22 protein-coding genes are annotated in these 20,979 nt (G+C 35.5%); 18 read left to right on the forward strand and 4 right to left on the reverse strand.

Going from position 1 to position 20,979, the window contains the following annotated elements; genetic code table 11:
• Nucleotides 1-41: 41 nt before the first annotated feature.
• From nth to ACEN3Z_RS05735, 3 genes are all read right to left on the reverse strand, one after another.
• Nucleotides 42-665: an endonuclease III domain-containing protein gene (gene nth, locus ACEN3Z_RS05725; protein WP_407090019.1), complete on the reverse strand. Its 624-nt coding sequence runs from the start codon at nt 663-665 to the stop codon at nt 42-44.
• A gap of 77 nt (nt 666-742) precedes the next feature.
• On the reverse strand, nt 743-1,516 hold the full coding sequence (locus ACEN3Z_RS05730; RefSeq protein WP_407090021.1) for an HpcH/HpaI aldolase family protein: 774 nt from the start codon (nt 1,514-1,516) through the stop codon (nt 743-745).
• A gap of 31 nt (nt 1,517-1,547) precedes the next feature.
• On the reverse strand, nt 1,548-2,123 hold the full coding sequence (locus ACEN3Z_RS05735; protein WP_407090022.1) for a YdcF family protein: 576 nt from the start codon (nt 2,121-2,123) through the stop codon (nt 1,548-1,550).
• A 503-nt stretch (nt 2,124-2,626) separates the two neighbouring features.
• Here ACEN3Z_RS05735 and ACEN3Z_RS05740 point away from each other — a divergent pair.
• Nucleotides 2,627-3,457 carry an aldo/keto reductase gene (locus ACEN3Z_RS05740; RefSeq protein ID WP_407090024.1) on the forward strand — a complete coding sequence of 277 codons (831 nt, stop codon included), beginning with the start codon at nt 2,627-2,629 and terminating at the stop codon, nt 3,455-3,457.
• Between the two features lie 46 nt (nt 3,458-3,503).
• On the opposite strand, the gene ACEN3Z_RS05745 is transcribed toward ACEN3Z_RS05740, so the two are convergent.
• A complete protein-coding gene (locus ACEN3Z_RS05745; protein WP_407090025.1) occupies nt 3,504-4,550 on the reverse strand; it encodes a DNA/RNA non-specific endonuclease in 1,047 nt (348 codons plus the stop codon).
• A gap of 236 nt (nt 4,551-4,786) precedes the next feature.
• Between ACEN3Z_RS05745 and ACEN3Z_RS05750 the strand changes: the two genes are divergently transcribed.
• The 17 genes from ACEN3Z_RS05750 to ACEN3Z_RS05830 all read left to right on the forward strand — a co-directional run bounded on the left by ACEN3Z_RS05750 (nt 4,787) and on the right by ACEN3Z_RS05830 (nt 20,974).
• Complete coding sequence (locus ACEN3Z_RS05750; RefSeq protein ID WP_407090026.1) at nt 4,787-5,668, forward strand: helix-turn-helix domain-containing protein; 882 nt, start codon at nt 4,787-4,789, stop codon at nt 5,666-5,668.
• An 18-nt stretch (nt 5,669-5,686) separates the two neighbouring features.
• Complete coding sequence (locus tag ACEN3Z_RS05755) at nt 5,687-6,292, forward strand: NADPH-dependent FMN reductase (RefSeq protein WP_407090027.1); 606 nt, start codon at nt 5,687-5,689, stop codon at nt 6,290-6,292.
• A gap of 18 nt (nt 6,293-6,310) precedes the next feature.
• The gene (locus tag ACEN3Z_RS05760; protein WP_407090028.1) at nt 6,311-7,558 is read left to right on the forward strand and encodes an NAD(P)H-dependent oxidoreductase; all 1,248 of its coding nucleotides are present in this window, start codon (nt 6,311-6,313) and stop codon (nt 7,556-7,558) included.
• A gap of 78 nt (nt 7,559-7,636) precedes the next feature.
• Nucleotides 7,637-8,569: an FAD:protein FMN transferase gene (locus ACEN3Z_RS05765; protein ID WP_407090029.1), complete on the forward strand. Its 933-nt coding sequence runs from the start codon at nt 7,637-7,639 to the stop codon at nt 8,567-8,569.
• Nucleotides 8,570-8,738: 169 nt separating this feature from the next.
• A complete protein-coding gene (locus ACEN3Z_RS05770) occupies nt 8,739-9,695 on the forward strand; it encodes a nucleoside hydrolase (protein ID WP_407090030.1) in 957 nt (318 codons plus the stop codon).
• Between the two features lie 171 nt (nt 9,696-9,866).
• Nucleotides 9,867-10,364, forward strand: a complete 498-nt coding sequence (queF, locus tag ACEN3Z_RS05775; protein ID WP_338488864.1) for a preQ(1) synthase — start codon at nt 9,867-9,869, stop codon at nt 10,362-10,364.
• Nucleotides 10,365-10,379: 15 nt separating this feature from the next.
• Nucleotides 10,380-11,027: a 7-cyano-7-deazaguanine synthase QueC gene (gene queC / locus ACEN3Z_RS05780; protein ID WP_407090031.1), complete on the forward strand. Its 648-nt coding sequence runs from the start codon at nt 10,380-10,382 to the stop codon at nt 11,025-11,027.
• A 1-nt stretch (nt 11,028) separates the two neighbouring features.
• Nucleotides 11,029-11,499, forward strand: coding sequence for a QueT transporter family protein (locus ACEN3Z_RS05785; protein ID WP_407090032.1), 471 nt, complete (start codon nt 11,029-11,031; stop codon nt 11,497-11,499).
• A gap of 317 nt (nt 11,500-11,816) precedes the next feature.
• A complete protein-coding gene (locus ACEN3Z_RS05790; RefSeq protein WP_407090033.1) occupies nt 11,817-12,368 on the forward strand; it encodes a GNAT family N-acetyltransferase in 552 nt (183 codons plus the stop codon).
• 263 nt (nt 12,369-12,631) lie between these two features.
• On the forward strand, nt 12,632-14,119 hold the full coding sequence (gene purF / locus ACEN3Z_RS05795; RefSeq protein WP_407090049.1) for an amidophosphoribosyltransferase: 1,488 nt from the start codon (nt 12,632-12,634) through the stop codon (nt 14,117-14,119).
• A complete protein-coding gene (gene purM / locus ACEN3Z_RS05800) occupies nt 14,112-15,146 on the forward strand; it encodes a phosphoribosylformylglycinamidine cyclo-ligase (protein WP_407090034.1) in 1,035 nt (344 codons plus the stop codon). Before purF ends, purM begins: the two co-directional genes overlap by 8 nt.
• A gap of 9 nt (nt 15,147-15,155) precedes the next feature.
• The gene (purN, locus tag ACEN3Z_RS05805) at nt 15,156-15,746 is read left to right on the forward strand and encodes a phosphoribosylglycinamide formyltransferase (protein ID WP_338488892.1); all 591 of its coding nucleotides are present in this window, start codon (nt 15,156-15,158) and stop codon (nt 15,744-15,746) included.
• Nucleotides 15,743-17,335 (forward strand): bifunctional phosphoribosylaminoimidazolecarboxamide formyltransferase/IMP cyclohydrolase, encoded by a 1,593-nt coding sequence (gene purH, locus ACEN3Z_RS05810; RefSeq protein ID WP_407090035.1) that lies wholly within the window; start codon nt 15,743-15,745, stop codon nt 17,333-17,335. Before purN ends, purH begins: the two co-directional genes overlap by 4 nt.
• Before the next feature lie 25 nt (nt 17,336-17,360).
• Complete coding sequence (gene purD, locus ACEN3Z_RS05815; RefSeq protein ID WP_407090036.1) at nt 17,361-18,623, forward strand: phosphoribosylamine--glycine ligase; 1,263 nt, start codon at nt 17,361-17,363, stop codon at nt 18,621-18,623.
• 3 nt (nt 18,624-18,626) lie between these two features.
• Nucleotides 18,627-19,124, forward strand: coding sequence for a 5-(carboxyamino)imidazole ribonucleotide mutase (gene purE / locus ACEN3Z_RS05820; RefSeq protein ID WP_407090037.1), 498 nt, complete (start codon nt 18,627-18,629; stop codon nt 19,122-19,124).
• Nucleotides 19,117-20,268: a 5-(carboxyamino)imidazole ribonucleotide synthase gene (gene purK, locus ACEN3Z_RS05825; protein WP_407090038.1), complete on the forward strand. Its 1,152-nt coding sequence runs from the start codon at nt 19,117-19,119 to the stop codon at nt 20,266-20,268. The genes purE and purK overlap by 8 nt, the downstream gene beginning before the upstream one ends.
• A 19-nt stretch (nt 20,269-20,287) precedes the next feature.
• Nucleotides 20,288-20,974, forward strand: a complete 687-nt coding sequence (locus ACEN3Z_RS05830) for a phosphoribosylaminoimidazolesuccinocarboxamide synthase (protein ID WP_407090040.1) — start codon at nt 20,288-20,290, stop codon at nt 20,972-20,974.
• Nucleotides 20,975-20,979: the final 5 nt, after the last annotated feature.

Consider the following 20,979-nt stretch of genomic DNA (forward strand, 5'->3'; position numbering starts at 1 on the left):
AGAATATCTGTGCTCCTTTTGTGTTTTGAGTTTAAAAAATTCTAGTCTAGATGCGCATACAATTGTGGATAATTATTACAGAGAGGGATACGTGGTTTACAGATTTCTCTTCCAAAGTTTATCATTGCTTGGTGGGCATGTCCCCATTTCTCAGGGGGCAGGATCTCTGTTACACGCTTTTCTATATCTTGAGCTGTCGCATCATCGTCAACAATGTTGTGATGCTTACATATTCGCGTTACATGGGTATCAACTGCAAAAGCAGCTTCGCCATACGCGACACTCAAGATAATATTGGCAGACTTCGGACCAATACCGGTTAAGGATGTTAATTCTTTACGTGTAGATGGAACCTCTCCTCCAAAGTTATCTAATAACTGCTGGCTACTCATAAAAATATAGCGCGCTTTATTATGATATAAGCCAATCGTATTTATATACGTTTCAATCTCTTCAATACTCGATTCGACGACCGCTTCAGGCGAAGGATATCGTTCAAATAATTTGTCCTGAATTTTTTCAATGGAAGCATCTGTTGCTTGCGCACTCAAAATGACAACCATTAATAATTGAAAGGCATTCTCATATCGCATGGTAGGTCTTGCATCTGGATATAAATTCATAATTTCATTAAGTACGATTTTGGCATCTGTTCTACTTAGCATCTTATCATTCCTACTATAAGTTTTAATTATATTATAGTATATAATTAAATATTTTACAGGAATAACAAGTTTGAAATTTACTTTTTAACTGTTTCTAACATATTTTTATAGGCTTCGATCATAATTGTAACATCCATTGAGCAAGTAACAGCATCAAAGCCATAGTCTATATAATTTTTAGCTTGATCAGTATTTGCCCCAAAAATTAAAGTGAATTTATTGTTATCACGACATGCTTTATAAATACGAGCCAGAGCCTCTTTAAAAATAGGGTGATCAAATTGAGCGGGAATACCTAAGGCAATCGTTAAATCAAAAGGACCAACAAAGATACCGTCAACACCATCGATCGCACAAATTTCTTCGATATTCTCTAAACATTCAGGTGTTTCACATTGTGGGATGATTAACGTTTCTTGATTACGCTCTTTAAAGTAGGCTGGTAAATTGGAAACTTTATCACTAAAACCAAAATCAGTGACACGAGATAGGGAAAATCCACGGTTACCAATGGGTGCGTACTTCCCCCAATCAACCACTTGTTTAACTTCATCAACAGTTCGAATATTTGGAATAATTAACCCTTGAACACCAACATTTAATGGACGTAATACATTCGATCGACGAATATCTTTTATTCTCATTAAAGTAGACATATCACGTAATTCAGCTGTATGAACAATTTCCAACAGTGATTCCGTGGTAAATGTACTGTGTTCAATATCAACAATGAAAAAATTTAATCCCGTAATACCTAAATATTCTACGATAGAAGTTCCAAACATTTCAAAGAACATGCCAACTACTTGTTCGCCTGCCTGCATTTTCTTTAATATCATATTTTCTTTCATTATTATCCCCCTTAATTCTATGTTAACTGTATCATAAAGGTAATGGGAGCACATTCATCAAAGCCATATAGTGCAACAAACTGTATAATAGGGTATAAAGAATTGAAAATAAAACAACCCACTTCAATTGCATATATAAATAAGCAAAGAACTCTCGAATAAAAGCATTCGCATTGAATACCCAGTTCTTACCTGATTCAGCACCATAGCTCACAGATTTTAAACCTAGTTTTTTAGCAATCAATTCAGCTCTAAACAAATGATACATTGTACTGATAATTGCAAATGAAGCATCTTCAGAGGCAAAGTGCTGACTTGAGAATAAAATATTTTCATATGTATTTACAGATTGATCTTCAATAATAATATGATTTTTTGGGACACCTTGGCTTATTGCATAATTAGCCATGGCTAGTCCCTCTGGAATCATCTCATCATCACCTTGGCCACCAGACATAATTAATATTAAATCAGGGGCTTCTTTGTATACTTGAATTGCTTTATCAATTCGTTTGGCAAGTAAAGGAGTCACTTTTTCTTTATTCAATCCAGCGCCTAGAACGATGAGATAATCTACGCTTGGTTTCTCTTTACTAAATAAATTCATCAGAGCCGAAAGAAGATAGCTGTTAACGACTAGTATACCCAAACAAATACCACAAACAAAGTAACCAATTCCCCATGTAATTAAAGGGAGTTGAAGTATTTCGATGACATTAATTTCGTTCAGATACAATAGAAGAGAAATGATAATACCGACAAACAAACTAATTATTAAGCATTTGAACAATTTTCTATGTTTGCTTAAGAAACCTATAGTCAAAACCACAGGTATAATTAAGAATAGAATAACTAATATTATACCCATAATTAGCGCCAAATTATTAAAGTTAAAAATCAGAAACATAACAACACTTTGAATTGCGACTAAAATCATGACCAGACCTAAAAAAATAGTTCTAGGTTCATATTTATAAATAACAAAACAAAGTACGAATAAAAGAATAAAAACTAACAATGACATTGCCATTTGATCCTCCGGGTGCATTTATTATACGAATTCAAGAAATAATGGTAACATAATCATATCAAGTTTAGGAGGAAATATGTATGACACAATTAAAAGAAGTATTTACATTTTCAAACGGTTTAGAAATCCCTGCGATTGGATTGGGAACATGGCAAATGAGCCCAGAAGAAGCAGAACAAATGACAGCTTATGCGTTAAATAATGGCTATATACATATCGATACTGCCCGCACTTATGGAAATGAAGAGGGTGTCGGTAAAGGGATGAAAGCTTCAGGAGTGAACCGAGAAGACTTTTTCCTAACTACTAAAGTAAGTGCTTTTTCAAAAACTTATGATGAAGCTAAAAAAGACATTGAAGACTCATTAACGGCTTTAGATACTGAGTATCTTGATTTAGTGATTATTCATGCTCCTCGTCCTTGGGACAAAATGCATTCCGATGGACCCATTGAGAGATTATATTTTGAAGAGAATCTGCAAGTATGGAGAGCATTGGAAGAAGCATATGAAGCAGGTAAAGTAAAAGCCATTGGTGTTTCAAACTTTGAAATTGATGACTTAGTAAAACTGCTAGTGAATGTAAAAATCAAACCAATGTTAAATCAAATTAAATACCATATTGGTTTCCGCGATGAGCAGTTAGTTCAATATTGCCAAGAAAATGACATTATTGTAGAAGCTTACTCTCCAATTGGAACAGGAAAATTATTAAATAATCCGGACATTCAAACGATTGCAGATAAATACAATAAATCAACAGCTCAAATTGCGATTCGTTATTGTTACCAAAAAGACTTAGTTGTATTACCAAAATCAGTTCACGAAGAATATGTGGATAATAATGCGGACCTTGATTTTGAGATTTTAGCAACTGACATGGATTACTTAAATCGTTTAGTTATAAACTAATATATATAGAAACAGACTCCAGTAAAAACTGGAGTCTGTTTTTTTGTTATTCACATCCAATGCCGTCGTTATCACGATCTAAATGTGATGCATAGCCAGGTTCACCGCGGTAAATTGGTGCCGCGCCGGCTTCTCGTACAGCAGTACAATTTTTATATGAGACATATTCTTCTACAGGAGCTTCTGTTGCTACTTCAGCAAAACCAGCAGGTTCTATCTCACCTTGACCTTCAGTCGCATCGGAATTGACCGGTTGATTCGAAGAAGAGCTGTTCACAATCGCATTCCCAGTAAAGTATAAAGTAGTGCCAGGGTGATCATTGTTCGCTGGCGCTGTGGTTGCTGTTTGCTCAATATATTCCCCGTCATGCTGACCAGTTCCATAATCAAGCTGAACATTTTTCTGTCTATTTGGAATATAGATGTTAAATTGAAGGGTTTCGCCGCTATCATCAATGGAGAAACCTTCCATAAATGCACCTGAAGCAAGTAAGTTCCCATCTTCAAAGTAGGGTGTCACTCGGTAACGAACGGTCAGCAAATCATTTTCAATGGTACTTGCGACAAAGTTCTCAAAAGGTAACATACCATCCATATTAAACCATCGTGTTCCGGTCATTAGATTTAATTCTGGTACACCTTCACCAATCAATTGATGTCCTATTAAGTGTGATCGATTATAAAGCCAACCCCCACTATCAATTTGCTTGTACTTACCTTGATGCCAACCAGTAGGGTGGATGGCCGAGATATCGTTTCTTGACTCTTGCTCAGCAGGTAAGGTATCTACAGAAAGAACTGCGTTAGCAGCACCCACGCGACCTAAGTCATCTAATTGACTAAATTCCACCCATGTTTTTGTTGCGGTAATATCTTTGTTAGTAAAGTAAGGGATATTATTATTAATCTCGACATAAGTCTCACCTTCAGGCACATTTGGTGCACTTTTCGGCAATTCTGGTGTAATCGAGAAGCCACTGCTATCAATAAATTGTTCGTTAGCATCTGCGGACTTATGATCAATGGGAAATACAAGTAGCGTCAATATAAAGAATATTGACAGTTTATGAAATACATTCTTATTTATCTTCAAATTAAATTCTCCTAATCCAAAGTTTATCCTTATTATATTAATAATTAATTTATTTACAAGGCCTTTATAATATTTAATTATACATATTCAATATATATTAGCGATGTAATATTTTAAATCGATTAAATAAATAATAAATATATAAAATTTTATATAAACGCTTGATATTAATATTAGTTATATGTATAATAAAAACATTCAATAGTGAATGTAATCACAATGTGTGAAAAAGTGGTTTGAGGGGTGATATCATAAACATAGAAAGATTTATCGAAGTTAGAAAGCAAAAGGGCTTAGTTCAAAGTGATCTTGCTGAAGGTATCTGCACCCAAGCAACTTTAAGTCGTTTTGAAAACAACGGTCAGGTACCGAGTTTAAAAATACTTATTAAATTATGCAACCGGTTAGAATTACCACTTAGTGAATTATTTCCTAAAGTTGGAGTAAAATATTCTAAGTTAAAAGAGTTAATGGAAGAAGCCGAATTCTCACTCATCTTAAGTGAGTATGAGAAAGCGGGGAATTTGCTGGAAAAGATCGATTTAAACCTGATTGATAACTCAGAATTAACAATGCGATATCATTATTTAAAGGCATTTGTGATGATTTATAATAAGCATTCAACTATTGATACGTTGTATGAGTTGGATCAGATATTACTTGATAATCTTATCAACGAGTATGAACTATATAAATTACTCGCTTATACAGGCAGTGGTATTATCTTTAAGCAAATAGGCGAGTTAGAAAAAGCAGAGTTTTACTTTGCGAAAGTCTTAAATCGAATTTATGATTTTCCGACTCATCATATGGAAGAAGTTTGGCGTGTGTTACACATCGTCTTTGAATGCAGTAAGTTTTATGCACATATTGATGAGATAGATATTAGTAATGCTTTAGCTGAACATGCCGTTTCTATTTGCTCAGATAACCATGTGACATATTATCTAGCAAGGGCGGCAATCCAGTTAGCAAAAAATGCAATTACCATAAAAGAATCTAAAGATACAATTTTAGCTTTAATTTATGACGCCCGGGCCTATTCAAAAATTAATCGAAATAAAATTGCCTTAAGAGAACTTGATGCAATGGAAAAATATATAAAAAATGAATATTAAATAAGAGGGGATATTTAAATGAAGAAATTATTAGGAATTGTTGGGACTAACTCAAATAATTCAACTAACCGTAAGTTACTACAATATATGGAAACACATTTTTCTGATAAAGTCGATATTGAATTAGTTGAGATTAAAGAATTACCAATGTTTGTCAAAGATAAAAGTATTGAATTACCAGAGAGTGTTAAAGAGTTATCAGATAAAGTTGAACAAGCTGATGGAGTAATCATTAGTACACCTGAATATGATCATTCGGTACCTGCGGCATTAATGAATGCTTTAAGTTGGTTATCATTTAAAACGCATCCATTCGTAGATAAGCCTGTTATGGTTGTAGGTGCATCATATGGAACATTAGGCTCATCACGTGCTCAAATGCATGCCCGTCAAATTCTGGATTCACCTGAATTAAAAGCTAGAATTATGCCAAGTTCAGAATACTTATTAGATCATTCATTACAAGCATTTGATGAACAAGGGCAATTAATTTCAAAAGAAAAAATTGAATTACTTGAGGGCTTATTCTCAGATTTCTTAACTTTCGTTGAGATTACTGGGCAATTAATGGAAGCACATGCTGTTAATGTTAGAGAAGCAGATGACTATACTTGGGAAGATTAATAAAGGAGATAAGATAATATGAAATTAGTAGGAATCGTTGGATCAAATGCTGTTGAATCGTATAACCGTTTATTATTACAGTTTATCCAAAAACATTTTAACAAATTAATTGATTTAGATATTGTTGAGATTGATCAAGTGCCATTATTTAACCAAAGTGATGACCAAACTCAATCACCCGTCATTCAAGATATTGCTAAAAGAATTGAAGCGTCTGATGGTGTGATTATCGCAACGCCAGAACATAATCATACTATTCCAGCAGCTCTAAAAAGCTTAATTGAGTGGCTATCATTTAAAATTCATCCATTCGAAAATAAACCTGTCATGATTGTCGGTGCATCGTACTTCTCACAAGGATCTTCACGTGCTCAACTTTCATTAAGACAAATCTTAGACTCACCAGGTGTCAATGCGATTGTACTACCGGGGAATGAGTTCTTATTAGGGAATGTGAAAGAAGCATTTGACGAAGAGAATAATTTAAAAGACCAAGGAACAATAAACTTCTTAGCATCTTGCTTAGAAAAATTCATCCGATTTATTAAAGTCGTTTCAGAATTAGAAGGTAAAGGGGGAGCAACTGAAGTGGTAAAACCAATCGAGGAAGATTTATTTGCTAATGGAAAGATTGACACAACAATTGAAGGTGTAGAGATGACGGCTCCAGACTGGGTAGAACAAGCAGCTGAAAAAGTAAACCCAGCGACAGGAAATGACTATGTCAAACTTAATAGAGGTATCCTAACAGTGAACCAAATTGATCAATTCTTAAGATCAATGCCAATGGAATTAACGTTTGCTGATAGTAACAACCAATTCTTATACTATAACAGCGTTCTACCTTCAGAAGAAATGTTCGCCAAACGTTATCCAGAACAACCAGGAAACCCTCTTGGTGCATGTCACCCAGACCGTACACACAAAAATGTGAAATGGGTTATCTCACAATTACGTTCAGGAAAACAAGATATTGTCCGTGTTCACGTACCAACACATGGGCCAGATAAATTTGTGGTTCACAACTATCAAGCAATTCGTGATGATGAAGGTAATTACATGGGAATTAATGAATATATTATGGATATTAAACCAACAGTTGATTGGTACTTACAACAAACTGGTCAAGAATTAGTTGGAGGAAAAGATACAGTATCAGGCGCTTCACAAAGCGATAATAAACAAGCTGACACAGTTTCAGGTGCATCACAAAGCAATGCAGCAGAACCAGAAGTGGATACAGTATCAGGTGCATCTTCACATTAATATGATATAATTTAGTAAAAGTTCGGAGGTAAATCTTCGAACTTTTTTGGCTAAATAATGATTTAAGGGGTTTTAAATATGGAAAGTATTACTTTTAAAGCAATGGGTACGACGATTAATTTACAAATCGAACATGAATTTTCGCACTATTTGTTAAACGAAGCTAAAAAACGATTGTTAGATTACGAAAATCGTTTTAGCGCGAATGATGCGAACAGTTTATTGATGAAGGTCAATCAATTTGCTGGTATCAAAGCTGTTGCTGTTGACCCTGATATATTTGAACTCATTAAGATAGGCAAAGTCTATAGTGTAGATTTATCGAATACATTAAATATTGCGATTGGCCCCTTAATCAAACTATGGAAGATAGGTTTTTCTGATGCAAAAGTTCCAACTCAAGCCGAGATAGACGAACGCTTAACACTCATTGACCCTAATTTGATTCAGTTAAATGACGAGAAACAAAGTGTTTATTTAGAAAGAAAAGGGATGGAAATTGACTTAGGTGCATTAGCTAAAGGCTTTTTTGCTGATCAAATCAAACACTTCTTGAAAAAAGCAGGCGTTAAAAAGGGGATCATTGACTTAGGCGGTAATGTCTTATTACTGGGAAGTCATCCAACAAATCCAGACACGTTATGGCGAGTTGGGGTTCAAAATCCTTTCATGACAAGGAATAATTTAGTTGGATTATTGAAGGTTAAAGATAAATCGGTTGTTACTTCAGGTATTTATGAGCGAACATTTGTCTATAATGGCGAAGAATATCATCATATATTTGATAGTAAGACAGGTTATCCAGTCAAAAATAATATCGCAAGTTTAACAATAGTCTCTAAAGAATCTTTAACAGGGGAACTCTATACAACGATGTATTATAAAGCCGAAGCGCATGATATTATAAAACAAATAAATCAAATACAAGATGTAGAAGCGGTTGTTATTACAAAAGACAGTGAAATTTTAATCACACATGGATTAGTGAATGATGTTATAAAAATAGACTAAGTGTACAGCTCTTGCTCTCAAGTAGGAGCTGTTTTTGAATTTTGAAATAATTATGAATGCGATCATTTTATTTTGAGGAGTGTTTAAACGTAACGATAACTAGCTATCATTAGATGAGTCAACTATACTTTAGATAAGATAATAATAAATGACGGTGGAGGTGAATGAGATGACAATGAAGATGATTATGGATTTAGACACGGGTGTGGATGATGCTTTAGCTTTAGCGTATGCACTTAGTTTTGATAAAGTAGAACTTATTGGCGTCACTACAAGTTTTGGTAATGTCACTTTAGAAAACGCAACAAAGAATACAATAAACTTACTTGATTTACTAGGTCATAGTCATATTCCAGTTTTTGAAGGTGCGAGTTCGCCTTGGGGTGAGACGAGCTATGAACCTCAACCACATCTATTACATATCCATGGAGAGAATGGTATCGGAAACGTTGAATTAGGTGAACCGAAAAGACAACCTAGTAAACAAAGTGCAGTGGATTTCATCATTGAATCTGCAAATACATTTGGGGAAGAGTTAATATTATATACGGCTGGACCTATGAACAATTTAGCTGATGCAATTAAAAAAGATAAAGAAGCCATTGAAAAGATTGGTAAAATTGTAAGTATGGGGAGTGCACTAACAGTACCTGGGAATGTTTCACCATATGCCGAAGCAAATATTCATAGAGATTCTAAATCTGCTCAATATGTCTTCGCTAGTGATATTCCAATGACATTAGTTGGTCTGGATGTAACACTCAAGACAATGATTAAAGGGACAGATATCTCGTCTTGGCATCCAATAGGTACAAAAGCAAGCGAGGCTATGGTTGAAATGGCTAATTACTACTATACTAATGAATTTGATAATGCTGAGATTGGTGGCGCTATGCATGATCCTTTAGCAGTGGAAGTCGCACTGAACCCTTCAATTGTTACTCAAACAACAAAAATTAATCTTAAAGTAGAAACTGAAGGTGATGCGAAGGGAAGAACCATTGGAAATCTAGACTTATTAAATCGACCATATAAGTCTATGACAGTGTGTTTAGATGTAGATAGTGAACTTTTTACTCGGCGATTTATTGAAAGAGTCCAGCATGTTTTAAGACAAGTAGATTAAGCCTTTGCATTGTAACCTTATTCAGTTATAATAAAGTATAATTAAATATGACAGTTCGTAACCATCCTGTCATTAAACAAAACTAGGGCTAATTTTAAGTTAAAACTCTAGAGATGTTATATAGACATCTCTATTTTTGTTGCTTTCAATTTGCCGAAAAGGAGAGAAAAAATGCAAGGTAGAAGTAATGAAGACATGGGTAATGTGAGTTTGTTGGGGAATCAAGGAACTAAATATTTGGATAATTATGCGCCAGAAATTTTAGAATCGTTTCCAAATAAGCATTTGGATAATGATTATTTTGTTAAATTTAATTGTCCCGAGTTTACGTCTTTATGTCCAATGACAGGGCAACCAGATTTTGCGACTATTTACATTAGCTATGTTCCAGGGGAGAAAATGGTTGAAAGTAAGTCATTAAAACTTTACTTATTCAGTTTCCGTAATCATGGTGACTTTCATGAAGATTGTATGAATATCATTATGAAAGACCTCATTAAGCTGATGGAACCAAAATATATTGAAGTATGGGGTAAATTCACACCTCGTGGTGGAATCTCGATCGATCCATATTGTAATTATGGTCAACCCGGAACAAAGTGGGAAGATATGGCTTGGGAACGACTTAAAAATCATGATTTATATCCTGAGAAAGTGGATAACCGTTAGGTTAAAGGGGGTATAATGATGAAATTAGTTTTATTAAGTGGTGGAGTTGATAGCTCTACGGCCTTAGCTCTTGCTAAAGCAACCGATCCAGATATATTAGCAATTACTTTTACGTATAATCAACAACATGAACAAATGGAATTACTAGCCGCTCAAAAAGTCAGTGAATATTATCAAGTCAGACATAAAATTATGGATTTAAGTTCAATTTTTTCAGATAGTCAATCTGCCTTGAGTTTAAATAACGATATCCCAATTGCTGAGGGAGCATATGGAGAATCAAATGAACTTAATACAGAAGTAGAGTTTCGAAATGGTGTCTTTTTAGCAATATTAGCTTCATTGGCTAAACAGTATCGAGCTGATGAAATTTACTTCGGTGCACATCAAGACGAGTCAGGAACAGTTTATCCTGACTGTTCGCCTGAATTTATTCAAACAATGAATCAAGCGATTCAGCTTGGTACAAATAATTCTGTATCAATAAAAGCTCCCTTCATGACTAGGTTAAAAAAAGATATTGTAGCCACAGGGATTGAATTGGAGGTACCTTATGAGCTAACTTACAGCTGTTACAAAGGGACTGACCCTGCTTGTGGAGTTTGTGGTACGTGTATTGACCGCAAAAAAGCTTTTGAAGCGAATGGACTGGAGGTAGCATAAAATGCAAAGTATAAAAACAAAAAAATTAGTTAATAATGCGTTGTTAGCATCATTATACGTGGCCTTGACTTTAATTAACCCTATCTCTAGTGGGATATTTCAGTTTAGAGTGTCAACATTATTAGTACCAGTTCCATTTTATCAACCTAAATTAGCACCAGGAATACTTTTTGGTGTGATGATCAGTAATATTTTTAGTCCGTTAGGGCCAATTGATATATTATCGGGTTTTCTAATTCAATCCGTGACTCTTTATGTGTTTAACCGATTATTCAAATCCGCTTACATTAAAAGTATAGCTTATGGAATATGGTGTGGCATCGTGGTTGGGGCGACCTTGCATTATGCAGCGGGCGCACCGTTTTGGGTAAGTGTCATCAGTGTTGCGATATCTAACATTATCGTAGCTTTAATAGGTACATTTGTTGTAGAGAGATATCTCTCTTCTTTCATAAAACAAATGGCACATTAAATGTATTAATTTAATTCATCAATGAGCAGAAATCTAAATAGATTTCTGCTTTTTTTGTTATTTTTGAATTGCAAACACCTCAAATTTAAAAAACAAGTTTTATGCATGAATTAAAAAATAGTAAATCGAACAATCGACTGAATCCTTATACGGAACACTGCTATTGGTAATTCCAGTACAAAAAAATTAATTGCTTTCTAATACGAAAAGATAACCAGGTAAATTGCCTGGGTTTTTGCTTATATATACCGCTTTCTATGTTGATATAGTACAATAAAAATATGGAGAAAAATTACAAGTTTAGAGGAGTCAAATTTATGTATAAAGATAACGAATTGATTATCCGCACGTTGAAAGAACAAGATTTAAATCAATTGTGGGAATTTATATTCAAGGAAGATAATCCAGAATGGAAACAATGGGATGCGCCTTACTACCCACATGCATCAAAGTCATATGAGAATTTTCTAAAGGATTCTAATCAATGGGTTGATCAAGTTGATCGATGGGCAATTGAATATAAAGGAAAGTTGATTGGAACTGTCTCCTATTATTGGGAGCACGAACCATCGCTTTGGTTAGAAACTGGTATTGTGATTTATGATGCATCCAATAGAGGACAACATATTGGTAGGCGTGCATTATCTCTTTGGATTAGTCATTTATTTAATACATTACCCTTAGTTCGTGTGGGGTTGACGACTTGGTCTGGAAATGAACCGATGATCAAAGTTGCTGAGAATTTAGGCATGCAGATGGAAGCGCGAATACGTAAAGTAAGACTATATAATGATTATTTTTATGACTCAATTCGTATGGGGATTTTACGTGAGGAATGGGATAAATTAAATAAATTTACATTGGAGTAGCTAATTTGCTGCTCCTTTTTTTATAAATATATATGTTATTCGTAAAAATTCAACTGTTAGATAAAAACCCTTAAGAATAACTTTACAAGTCTTATGTAAATTTAAATGTTATTTTAAGCCGAACGTTCGACTATAAAGCTTCTGAATTGTTCTCATAAAGATTGTTTCAAATTTTTATAAGGTGTAACTTAAATATGACAAAAAAAGTTTTTTATATAAATATACGAATGGGAGTGGAATGCTTGATGAGAACGATTGAAGGAATGAGCTCAGTAGGAGCGAATTTCCGAGGCATCGATAGTGTCGTAGAGTCTGGTGGATTATTTGGTATTTGGAGTCATCCCTTAGCTAATAAAATCACCTATTTTGGACTTCATGCTTTACAACACCGGGGGCAAACGAGTGCTGGGATAGTAACAAAAGATGAGAACACTTTTACGAGTTTTCGCGGTCGAGGATTAATTTCACATATTTTTGATACAGAAGATAAATTAGAGAAGTTAGTAGGGAACAGCGCCATTGGTCAGGTTCGTTCTGCCACTGTTAGCGATCAGGCAGATGATTCGAATATTCAACCGTTATTATTTCACTTCAATAATCAATCGATAGCCATCACTCATAATGGAAATTTAACTGAAGCCTTGTCTTTACGTCAACAATTAGAGGACGAGGGGGCCGTATTTTCCACAAACTCTGCGGCTGAAATTTTAATTCATTTGATTCGACGTTCAAAGAAGAATAATTTTACAGATGCTTTTCAATCATCCATCGAACAATTAAATGGTGGGTTTAATTTTTGTTTATTAACGGATGATGCGTTGTATGGAGCCGTGGATAAACATGGATTTAGACCACTAGTCATCGGACAGTTTTCTAATGGTGCTTATATCTTAGCTAGCGAAACATGTGTGTTATCAAGTGTTGGGGCAAAATACGTCACAGAAGTGCAGGCTGGGCAATATGTAGTTATAAATGATGAAGGTTATCATATCACAAACTACACTAACTCACAGAAAGCAACACTTGAACCAATGGAATTTATATATTTTTCACGACCTGATTCTGATATTTCAGGAATTAATGTTCATACTGCACGAAAAGAGATGGGGCGCCGTTTAGCTAAAGAACGGCCAACACACGGGGCAGATTTAGTGATTGGCGTACCTAACTCATCACTTTCTTCTGCAAGTGGTTACGCCGAAGAACATAGTTTGCCTTATGAGATCGGATTAATTAAACATCAATATATTGGTAGAACATTTATCCAACCCAATCAAGAATTACGGGAACAAGGAGTTCGGTATAAACTTTCTGTTGTTGAAAGTCTAATACGTAATAAATCAATTGTCCTTGTTGATGACTCGATAGTGCGGGGGACGACAGTGCGCCACTTAGTTGAGTTACTTAAAGGGGCTGGAGCGAAAGAAGTTCATTTAAGAATTGCCAGTCCGCCTATTCGATTCCCAAACTATTACGGCATTAATACAACACATACAGAGGAATTAATTGCTGCGAACTACACAATTAAAGAGTTAAATGAATTGTTTGGTAGTGATTCACTTGGCTACCTGTCAGTTAAAGGCTTAGTTGATAGTATTAATTTTGATAAGAATATCCCGGATCAGGGAGTTAGTTTAGACGCCTATACCGGTCAATACCCTTCAGATATAGGAGATTATCAGAATGAATTTCAAGAAAGTTTAACCCCATTACAAAAGAAAATTATAAAAGGAGAATTTAGTGATGAGTAATGCATATCAACAATCAGGTGTCGATATTGAAAAAGGATACGATGCAGTTGAACGAATGAAAAAGCACGTTAACAGAACAATGCGTCCAGAAGTTATGAACCAATTAGGAAGTTTTGGAGCATTGTTTAAGTTGGACACGAAGCAATACAAAAATCCAGTATTAGTTAGTGGTACGGATGGTGTTGGGACAAAAATATTACTTGCTCAACAGTCAGGTAAATTAAACACCATCGGTATCGATGCAGTGGCCATGTGTGTCAATGATACCTTAGCCCAAGGTGCTCAGCCTTTATTCTTTTTAGATTATCTTGCTGTAGGCAGTACAGTTCCAGAAGATATTGAACAAATCGTTTCAGGTGTAGCGGAAGGTTGTGTTCAAGCCAATGCTGCACTTGTTGGGGGCGAAACAGCTGAGATGCCTGATTTATATGCAAATGGTGAGTTTGATTTAGCGGGATTCTGTGTCGGAGTTGCTGATGAAGCAAATATTCTAGACGGTTCTAAAGTTAAGGCTGGGGATGTGCTCATTGGTTTACCGAGTTCAGGCATTCACTCAAATGGTTATTCATTAGTACGCAAAATATTCTTCAAAGACCATGAAATGAACTTTGAAGATCAACTATCAGATGGACATACATTGATTGATCATTTGTTAACCCCGACTAAGATATATGTCAAAGAAGTCATGCCGTTTGTCGATTCACAAAGTATTAATGGTATAGCGCATATTACCGGCGGTGGCTTCTTTGAGAATCTACCGCGCATGTTCTCAAAGAGTTTGACGGCAGTGGTAGATGTTCATACGTGGACAATCCCAACTATATTTAATGAATTACAGAAATTTGGAGAATTAGACCTTGAGGAAATGTTTAACGTTTTTAACATGGGTATCGGGATGGTCTTAGCAGTTGAAGAAACAAAAGTAGAAACAATTCTCTCAAGTATCAATGAAAGTATGGTTATTGGACGCATCGAGGATCAAAAGAATGAGGGCGAAACTGTTCGTCTAAATATAGATAAGGAGTAGTACTTGACTATGAATCTAGCACTATTCGCTTCAGGAAATGGAACAAATGTACAAGCCATCATTGATGCAGTCAAAGCAGGAGAGATAGCGGGAAATATTAATTGTTTAGTCTGTGACAATCCTAAAGCTTATGTGGTTAAACGGGCAAAGGATGTAGGGATTGATACTTTAATCTTAAGTCCCAAAGACTGCCAAAGTCGCCAAGCATGGGAGCTTGAAATTATTAAATATTTAGAGGCTCATCAAGTTGATTTAATCATTCTAGCTGGCTTTATGCGAATTATTGGAGCGGACATACTCAATCACTATCCGAAAAAAATTATTAATATCCATCCATCACTCTTACCGGCGTTCCCTGGTCGTAAAGGCATACAAGACGCATATAATGCTGGTGTAAAAGAGAGTGGAGTCACAGTCCATTATGTTGATGCAGGGATTGACACAGGAGAAATTATTGCTCAGGAAAGACTTCAAATTCAACCGGAATGGACATTAGAAAAATTAGAAAATAAAATTCATCAAATCGAACACTCTTTATATCCGAAAGTGATTCAACAATTGGCAAAAGAGTTCAATGAGAAAGGAATCAATGTAAAATGACAAAATATGCACTACTTAGCGTATCTGATAAGACTGGAATCATCGAAGTAGCTCAAACGCTTGTAAATAATGGAATTGAATTATTATCAACAGGAGGCTCCTTTAAGACTATCGAAGAAGCGGGTATTCCGGTAACTGCCGTGGAAGATTATACAGAATTTCCAGAAATGATGGATGGACGTGTAAAAACGTTACATCCCAAAATACATGGTGGCTTATTAGGGTTACGCGATAATAATGAGCATATACAAGCTATGAATGACCACGGTATTTCAACGATTGATTATGTCATTGTTAATCTATATCCGTTCAAAGAAACAATTACTAAACCTGATGTCACATTGGCAGATGCGATTGAAAATATCGATATCGGTGGTCCGTCAATGCTACGTAGTGCAGCAAAGAACTATCAATCAGTCACCGTTGTTACAGATCCCGCAGATTACCCAACATTAATTCAACAACTTACAGATAATAATGAAAGTACTTATGAATTTAGACAGTATTTAGCTGGTAAAGTGTTTCAATTGACCTCTCATTATGATGCATTAATTTCAGATTACTTAGATCAGTTTAACAAGAAAGAACAAAACTTTGAAGTTAACCAGTGGTCCCACAAGACCTTAACTTATTCAGAAAAGCAATCTTTACGTTACGGGGAGAATAGTCATCAATCGGCTACCTTCTATAAAGAACTCAATGCACCGAAATCTTCCATTGCAGCAGCCATTCAATTGAATGGTAAAGAATTATCTTACAATAATCTAAAGGATGCGGATGCAGCGATTAAGATTGCAAGAGAGTTTACAGAACCAGTAGCCGTAGCAGTTAAACATATGAATCCATGTGGTGTGGCGATAGCAGATACAATTGAATTAGCCTTTGAACGTTGTCAACAAGCGGACCCTGTTTCAATATATGGTGGAATTGTGGTCGTGAATCGGGAAGTATCATTGGAATTAGCTAATGCTTTAGGGAAAATATTCTTAGAAATTATAGTAGCACCAAGCTTTAGTCCAGAAGCATTGGAAAGATTAACTAAAAAGAAAAACTTACGTCTTTTAACTATCGATTTTGATGAAGAATCAAATATTGATCAAGAAGAATATGTTTCAGTTTCAGGTGGATTATTAGTACAAGCAGTGGATCAATCCAATGAATTGGTGAAAGATTCTTTAACAGACATTCCAAATACATGGGATGTCTCGACAAAACGACAACCGACACTTGAAGAACTAAAAGCGATGAACTTTGGTATGAAAGTTGTAAAACATGTTAAAAGTAATGCAATAGTAGTGACAAATGATTATATGACCTTAGGAATTGGAGCAGGGCAGATGAACCGTGTTGGTTCTGCTGAGATTGCACTAAAACAAGCCGAAGAGAAAGATGCAACTTTAAGACAGACATATGTGATGTCAAGTGATGCATTTTTACCAATGTCAGATACTGCAAAATTAGCACATCGTCGAGGTATCACAGCGATTGCTCAACCAGGAGGGTCGAAATATGATCAAGACTCTGTTCAAGTTTGTGATGACAATGACGTTGCTATGGTTATGACTGGTTACCGCCATTTCAGACACTAAAATATATTAATTAGGAGAGAACCCAATGAAAGATATCTTAATTATTGGATCGGGCGGACGTGAGCATGCCTTGGCACTTGCTTTTGCCCGCAGTCCTCAAGTAGAGCAAGTATATGTTGCCCCGGGTAATCCAGGTATGATTATGACTAATCATAATATAGAATGTGTAAATATTCCGGTAACAGAAATCGAACGTTTAGCGGAGTTTGTAGAAAGTTCAGCGATTGACCTGACATTTGTTGGTCCCGAACAACCTTTGGAGTTGGGCATTGTTGATTATTTTATAAGTCTCAATTTACCTATCATAGGGCCAACAAAAGCAGCTGCACGATTAGAAAACTCAAAAAATTTCGCTAAAGATATAATGTCACTTGCAAAAGTTAATACTGCTAAACATCGTTTCTTTAAAGCCGGAGAATGTCTAGAAGCGATTGAATATGCAGAAGCCTTAGGGTTACCATTTGTTATCAAAGCAGATGGCCTAATGAGTGGTAAAGGTGTCGTTATTCCAGAAACGATGGAGGAAGCTGTGAGTTCCCTCGAGTTGATGATGGATAAGAGTAATAAAGAAGTGCTCATTGAAGAATTCTTAACTGGAACAGAATTTTCTCACTTTAGTTTAGTTAATGGAGATCATATTATATCGCTTGGTACGGCGTGTGATTATAAGCGTGCGTTTGATAATGATTTAGGATTGAATACGGGAGGCATGGGTTCTTTCGCTCCAGTTCCTTGGTTTGATGAAGAAGCAGAACACCGTGTGTTGACGGAGATTGTTCATTCCATTGCCAATCAAATGATCGAGAACGAAACACCGTTCACTGGTATTCTTTATACTGGAATTATCTGGACGAGTGAGGGGCCAAAAGTGATTGAATTTAATACTCGCTTGGGAGATCCAGAGACTCAAGTTTTACTTACGTTGTTAGAGAATGACTTCTATGAAGTTGCTCAAGCTCATTTAGAACAATCACCTATAGATATTCGTTTTAAAAAGCAATTTAATCTAGGAGTTGTACTTGCAGCCGAAGGCTATCCAAGTCTGCCAAAAGCAAATATTCCTTTAAATATTCCAAAGACAATTGAAGACAATGTTTACTTTGCAGGGGTGGATGGTAGTCCTGAGAAAGGACTCCAATCAAGTGGCGGGCGAATCTTAATGGTTACTTCTAGTGGCGATACTATTGAAGAAGCTAGGGAAAAAGTTTATAACGATATGAAACAATTTGATATTCAAGATACATTCTACCGAACAGACATTGGTTTACATCGAAATAAGGAGGCGTAAAGCATGACAGAACAAACAGATATTGCTGTAGTCATGGGCAGTATTTCTGATTGGGAACAAATGCAACATTGTTGTCAATTTTTAGATACACTAAATTTAACTTACGATACAAAGGTAATCTCGGCTCATCGTATGCCTACGGAGATGATTTCTTTTGCAGAAAATGCTAAGAGCAATGGTTATAAGGTGATCATCGCAGGTGCTGGAGGAGCTGCTCACTTACCAGGTATGATTGCTTCAAGTACTACATTGCCCGTTATTGGTATACCGATAAAATCAAGCGCACTAAGTGGGATGGATTCACTCCTTTCAATCGTCCAAATGCCAGCTGGTGTACCAGTCGCAACGATGGCAATCGGACCAGCAGGAGCCAAAAATGCTGGATTAATGGCAGCAAGAATTCTTGCTGTGACTGACAAAATAGTTGAGAATTCTTTAAAAGAATTTCAAGTGAATCAACGACAAGCTGCTCTGGAGAGTACTGGTGAGTTGAATGACTAAGGTGATTCAACCGGGCGCAACGATTGGTATTATTGGTGCTGGACAACTTGGAAAGATGTTAGCTCAATCTGCCCAAAAGATGGGCTATAAAGTAGCGATGTATGATCCTAACCCAACTTCTTGCGGCTTTGCTGTTGCCCATTCAACAACAGTAGCGGATTTTACGAACAGGGAAGCTTTATTGAAATTTGTTCAAAGCGTTGATGTAGTCACATATGAGTTTGAAAATATTGATGGTGACCTACTTAAAGAACTGGAAAGTGAAAGTTATTTACCACAAGGGACAAGCTTATTACTGAACTCACAAGATCGAATTAAAGAAAAGGATTGGCTGAATCAACAAGGCATACCTACGACTGACTTTACTGAAGTGAATAGTTGGACAGATTTAACAGATGCAATAAAAGCAATCAATTTACCAGCGTTTTTAAAAACAACACGTTTTGGTTACGACGGTAAAGGACAAGTTTTCTTAACTGACAAATCAGATTTAGAAACGAAGCGATCAGATATTGAAGCCTTGTTAGAAGAGCAATCATTAATTTTAGAGGCATTTTGTGACTTTAAATATGAAGTGTCAGTCATCGTTTCTCAGGATTTATATGGCAATATTGAAATATTTCCAATAAGTCAAAATCAACATATCAATGGTGTCTTATACTCCAGTATTGTTGGAGCGAATTACTCTGAGGACTTGACTGATCAAATATATGACATTGCTGAGAAGATTGCTAAAGCAGGGAAGCTTATTGGTGTATGTGGGATTGAATTCTTTATTACTGAGGATGAAGAAGTATTTGTTAACGAAATTGCTCCCAGACCTCATAATACTGGGCATTATACAATCGAAGCGACTAACGTATCTCAATTTGATCAACATATTCTTGGAATAACAGGTCGTTCACTGATTAATATTCGCTTGTTTGAACCAGGATTAATGATTAATATTTTAGGTCAACATTTACCTTATGTTGAAAAAGTTAGTCAACAATATTCCGAAGCGATTTATCACATATATGACAAAGGGGAAGCTAAAAAACAACGCAAGATGGGGCACTTTACACTTACAAAACCTGACTATAATCAGTTAGAAACGATGCTCTATCAATCAACAAGCCTAAAGGCATGGCAAGACTTATTCTGATAAAGAAAAGGGGACAGACATGGAATTACTCTATCAAGGGAAAACTAAAGATATTTATCAAGGATTGAATCAGTCGATGATTCTAAAGTTTAAAGATGATGTGACGGGGACAGACGGTAAGTTTGATCCTGGTGCGAATCAAATTGGTTTATCTATTGAAGGTATGGGAAATTTAAACTTAAGATTAACAACATTATTCTTTCAATTACTTAACCAGTCTGGTATTCCTACTCATTTTATTGATTCAAATCTTAATGAAAATACAATGACAGTGAAGTCTGCAAGTGTATTCGGTAAAGGGTTAGAAGTCATTACTCGATTTAAGGCAACGGGTTCATTTATTCGTCGATACGGGGAATATATTGAAGATGGAGCAAAACTAAATAATTATGTCGAATTTACGTTAAAAGACGATAAAAGACAAGATCCATTAGTGACTAAAGATGGGCTAATTACCTTAAATATATTAACGAATAAACAATATGAGATATTAATTGATTTAAATATTCAAATAGCACAGATCATCCAGAAAAAACTAGCTGAACATGGGTTTGATTTATACGATATAAAATTAGAGTTCGGTTATGTTAATCATCCAGATAATATTATTCTTATCGATGAAATTTCTGGGGGAAATATGCGCGTTTACAAGGAAGGGCAACTTGTTGACCCTATTGAATTAGCACAATATTTTAATGATTTATAAGGAAA

Origin of the sequence: Ruoffia sp. FAM 26254, from assembly GCF_045528545.1 — a bacterium.
Lineage (GTDB): Bacteria > Bacillota > Bacilli > Lactobacillales > Aerococcaceae > Ruoffia > Ruoffia halotolerans.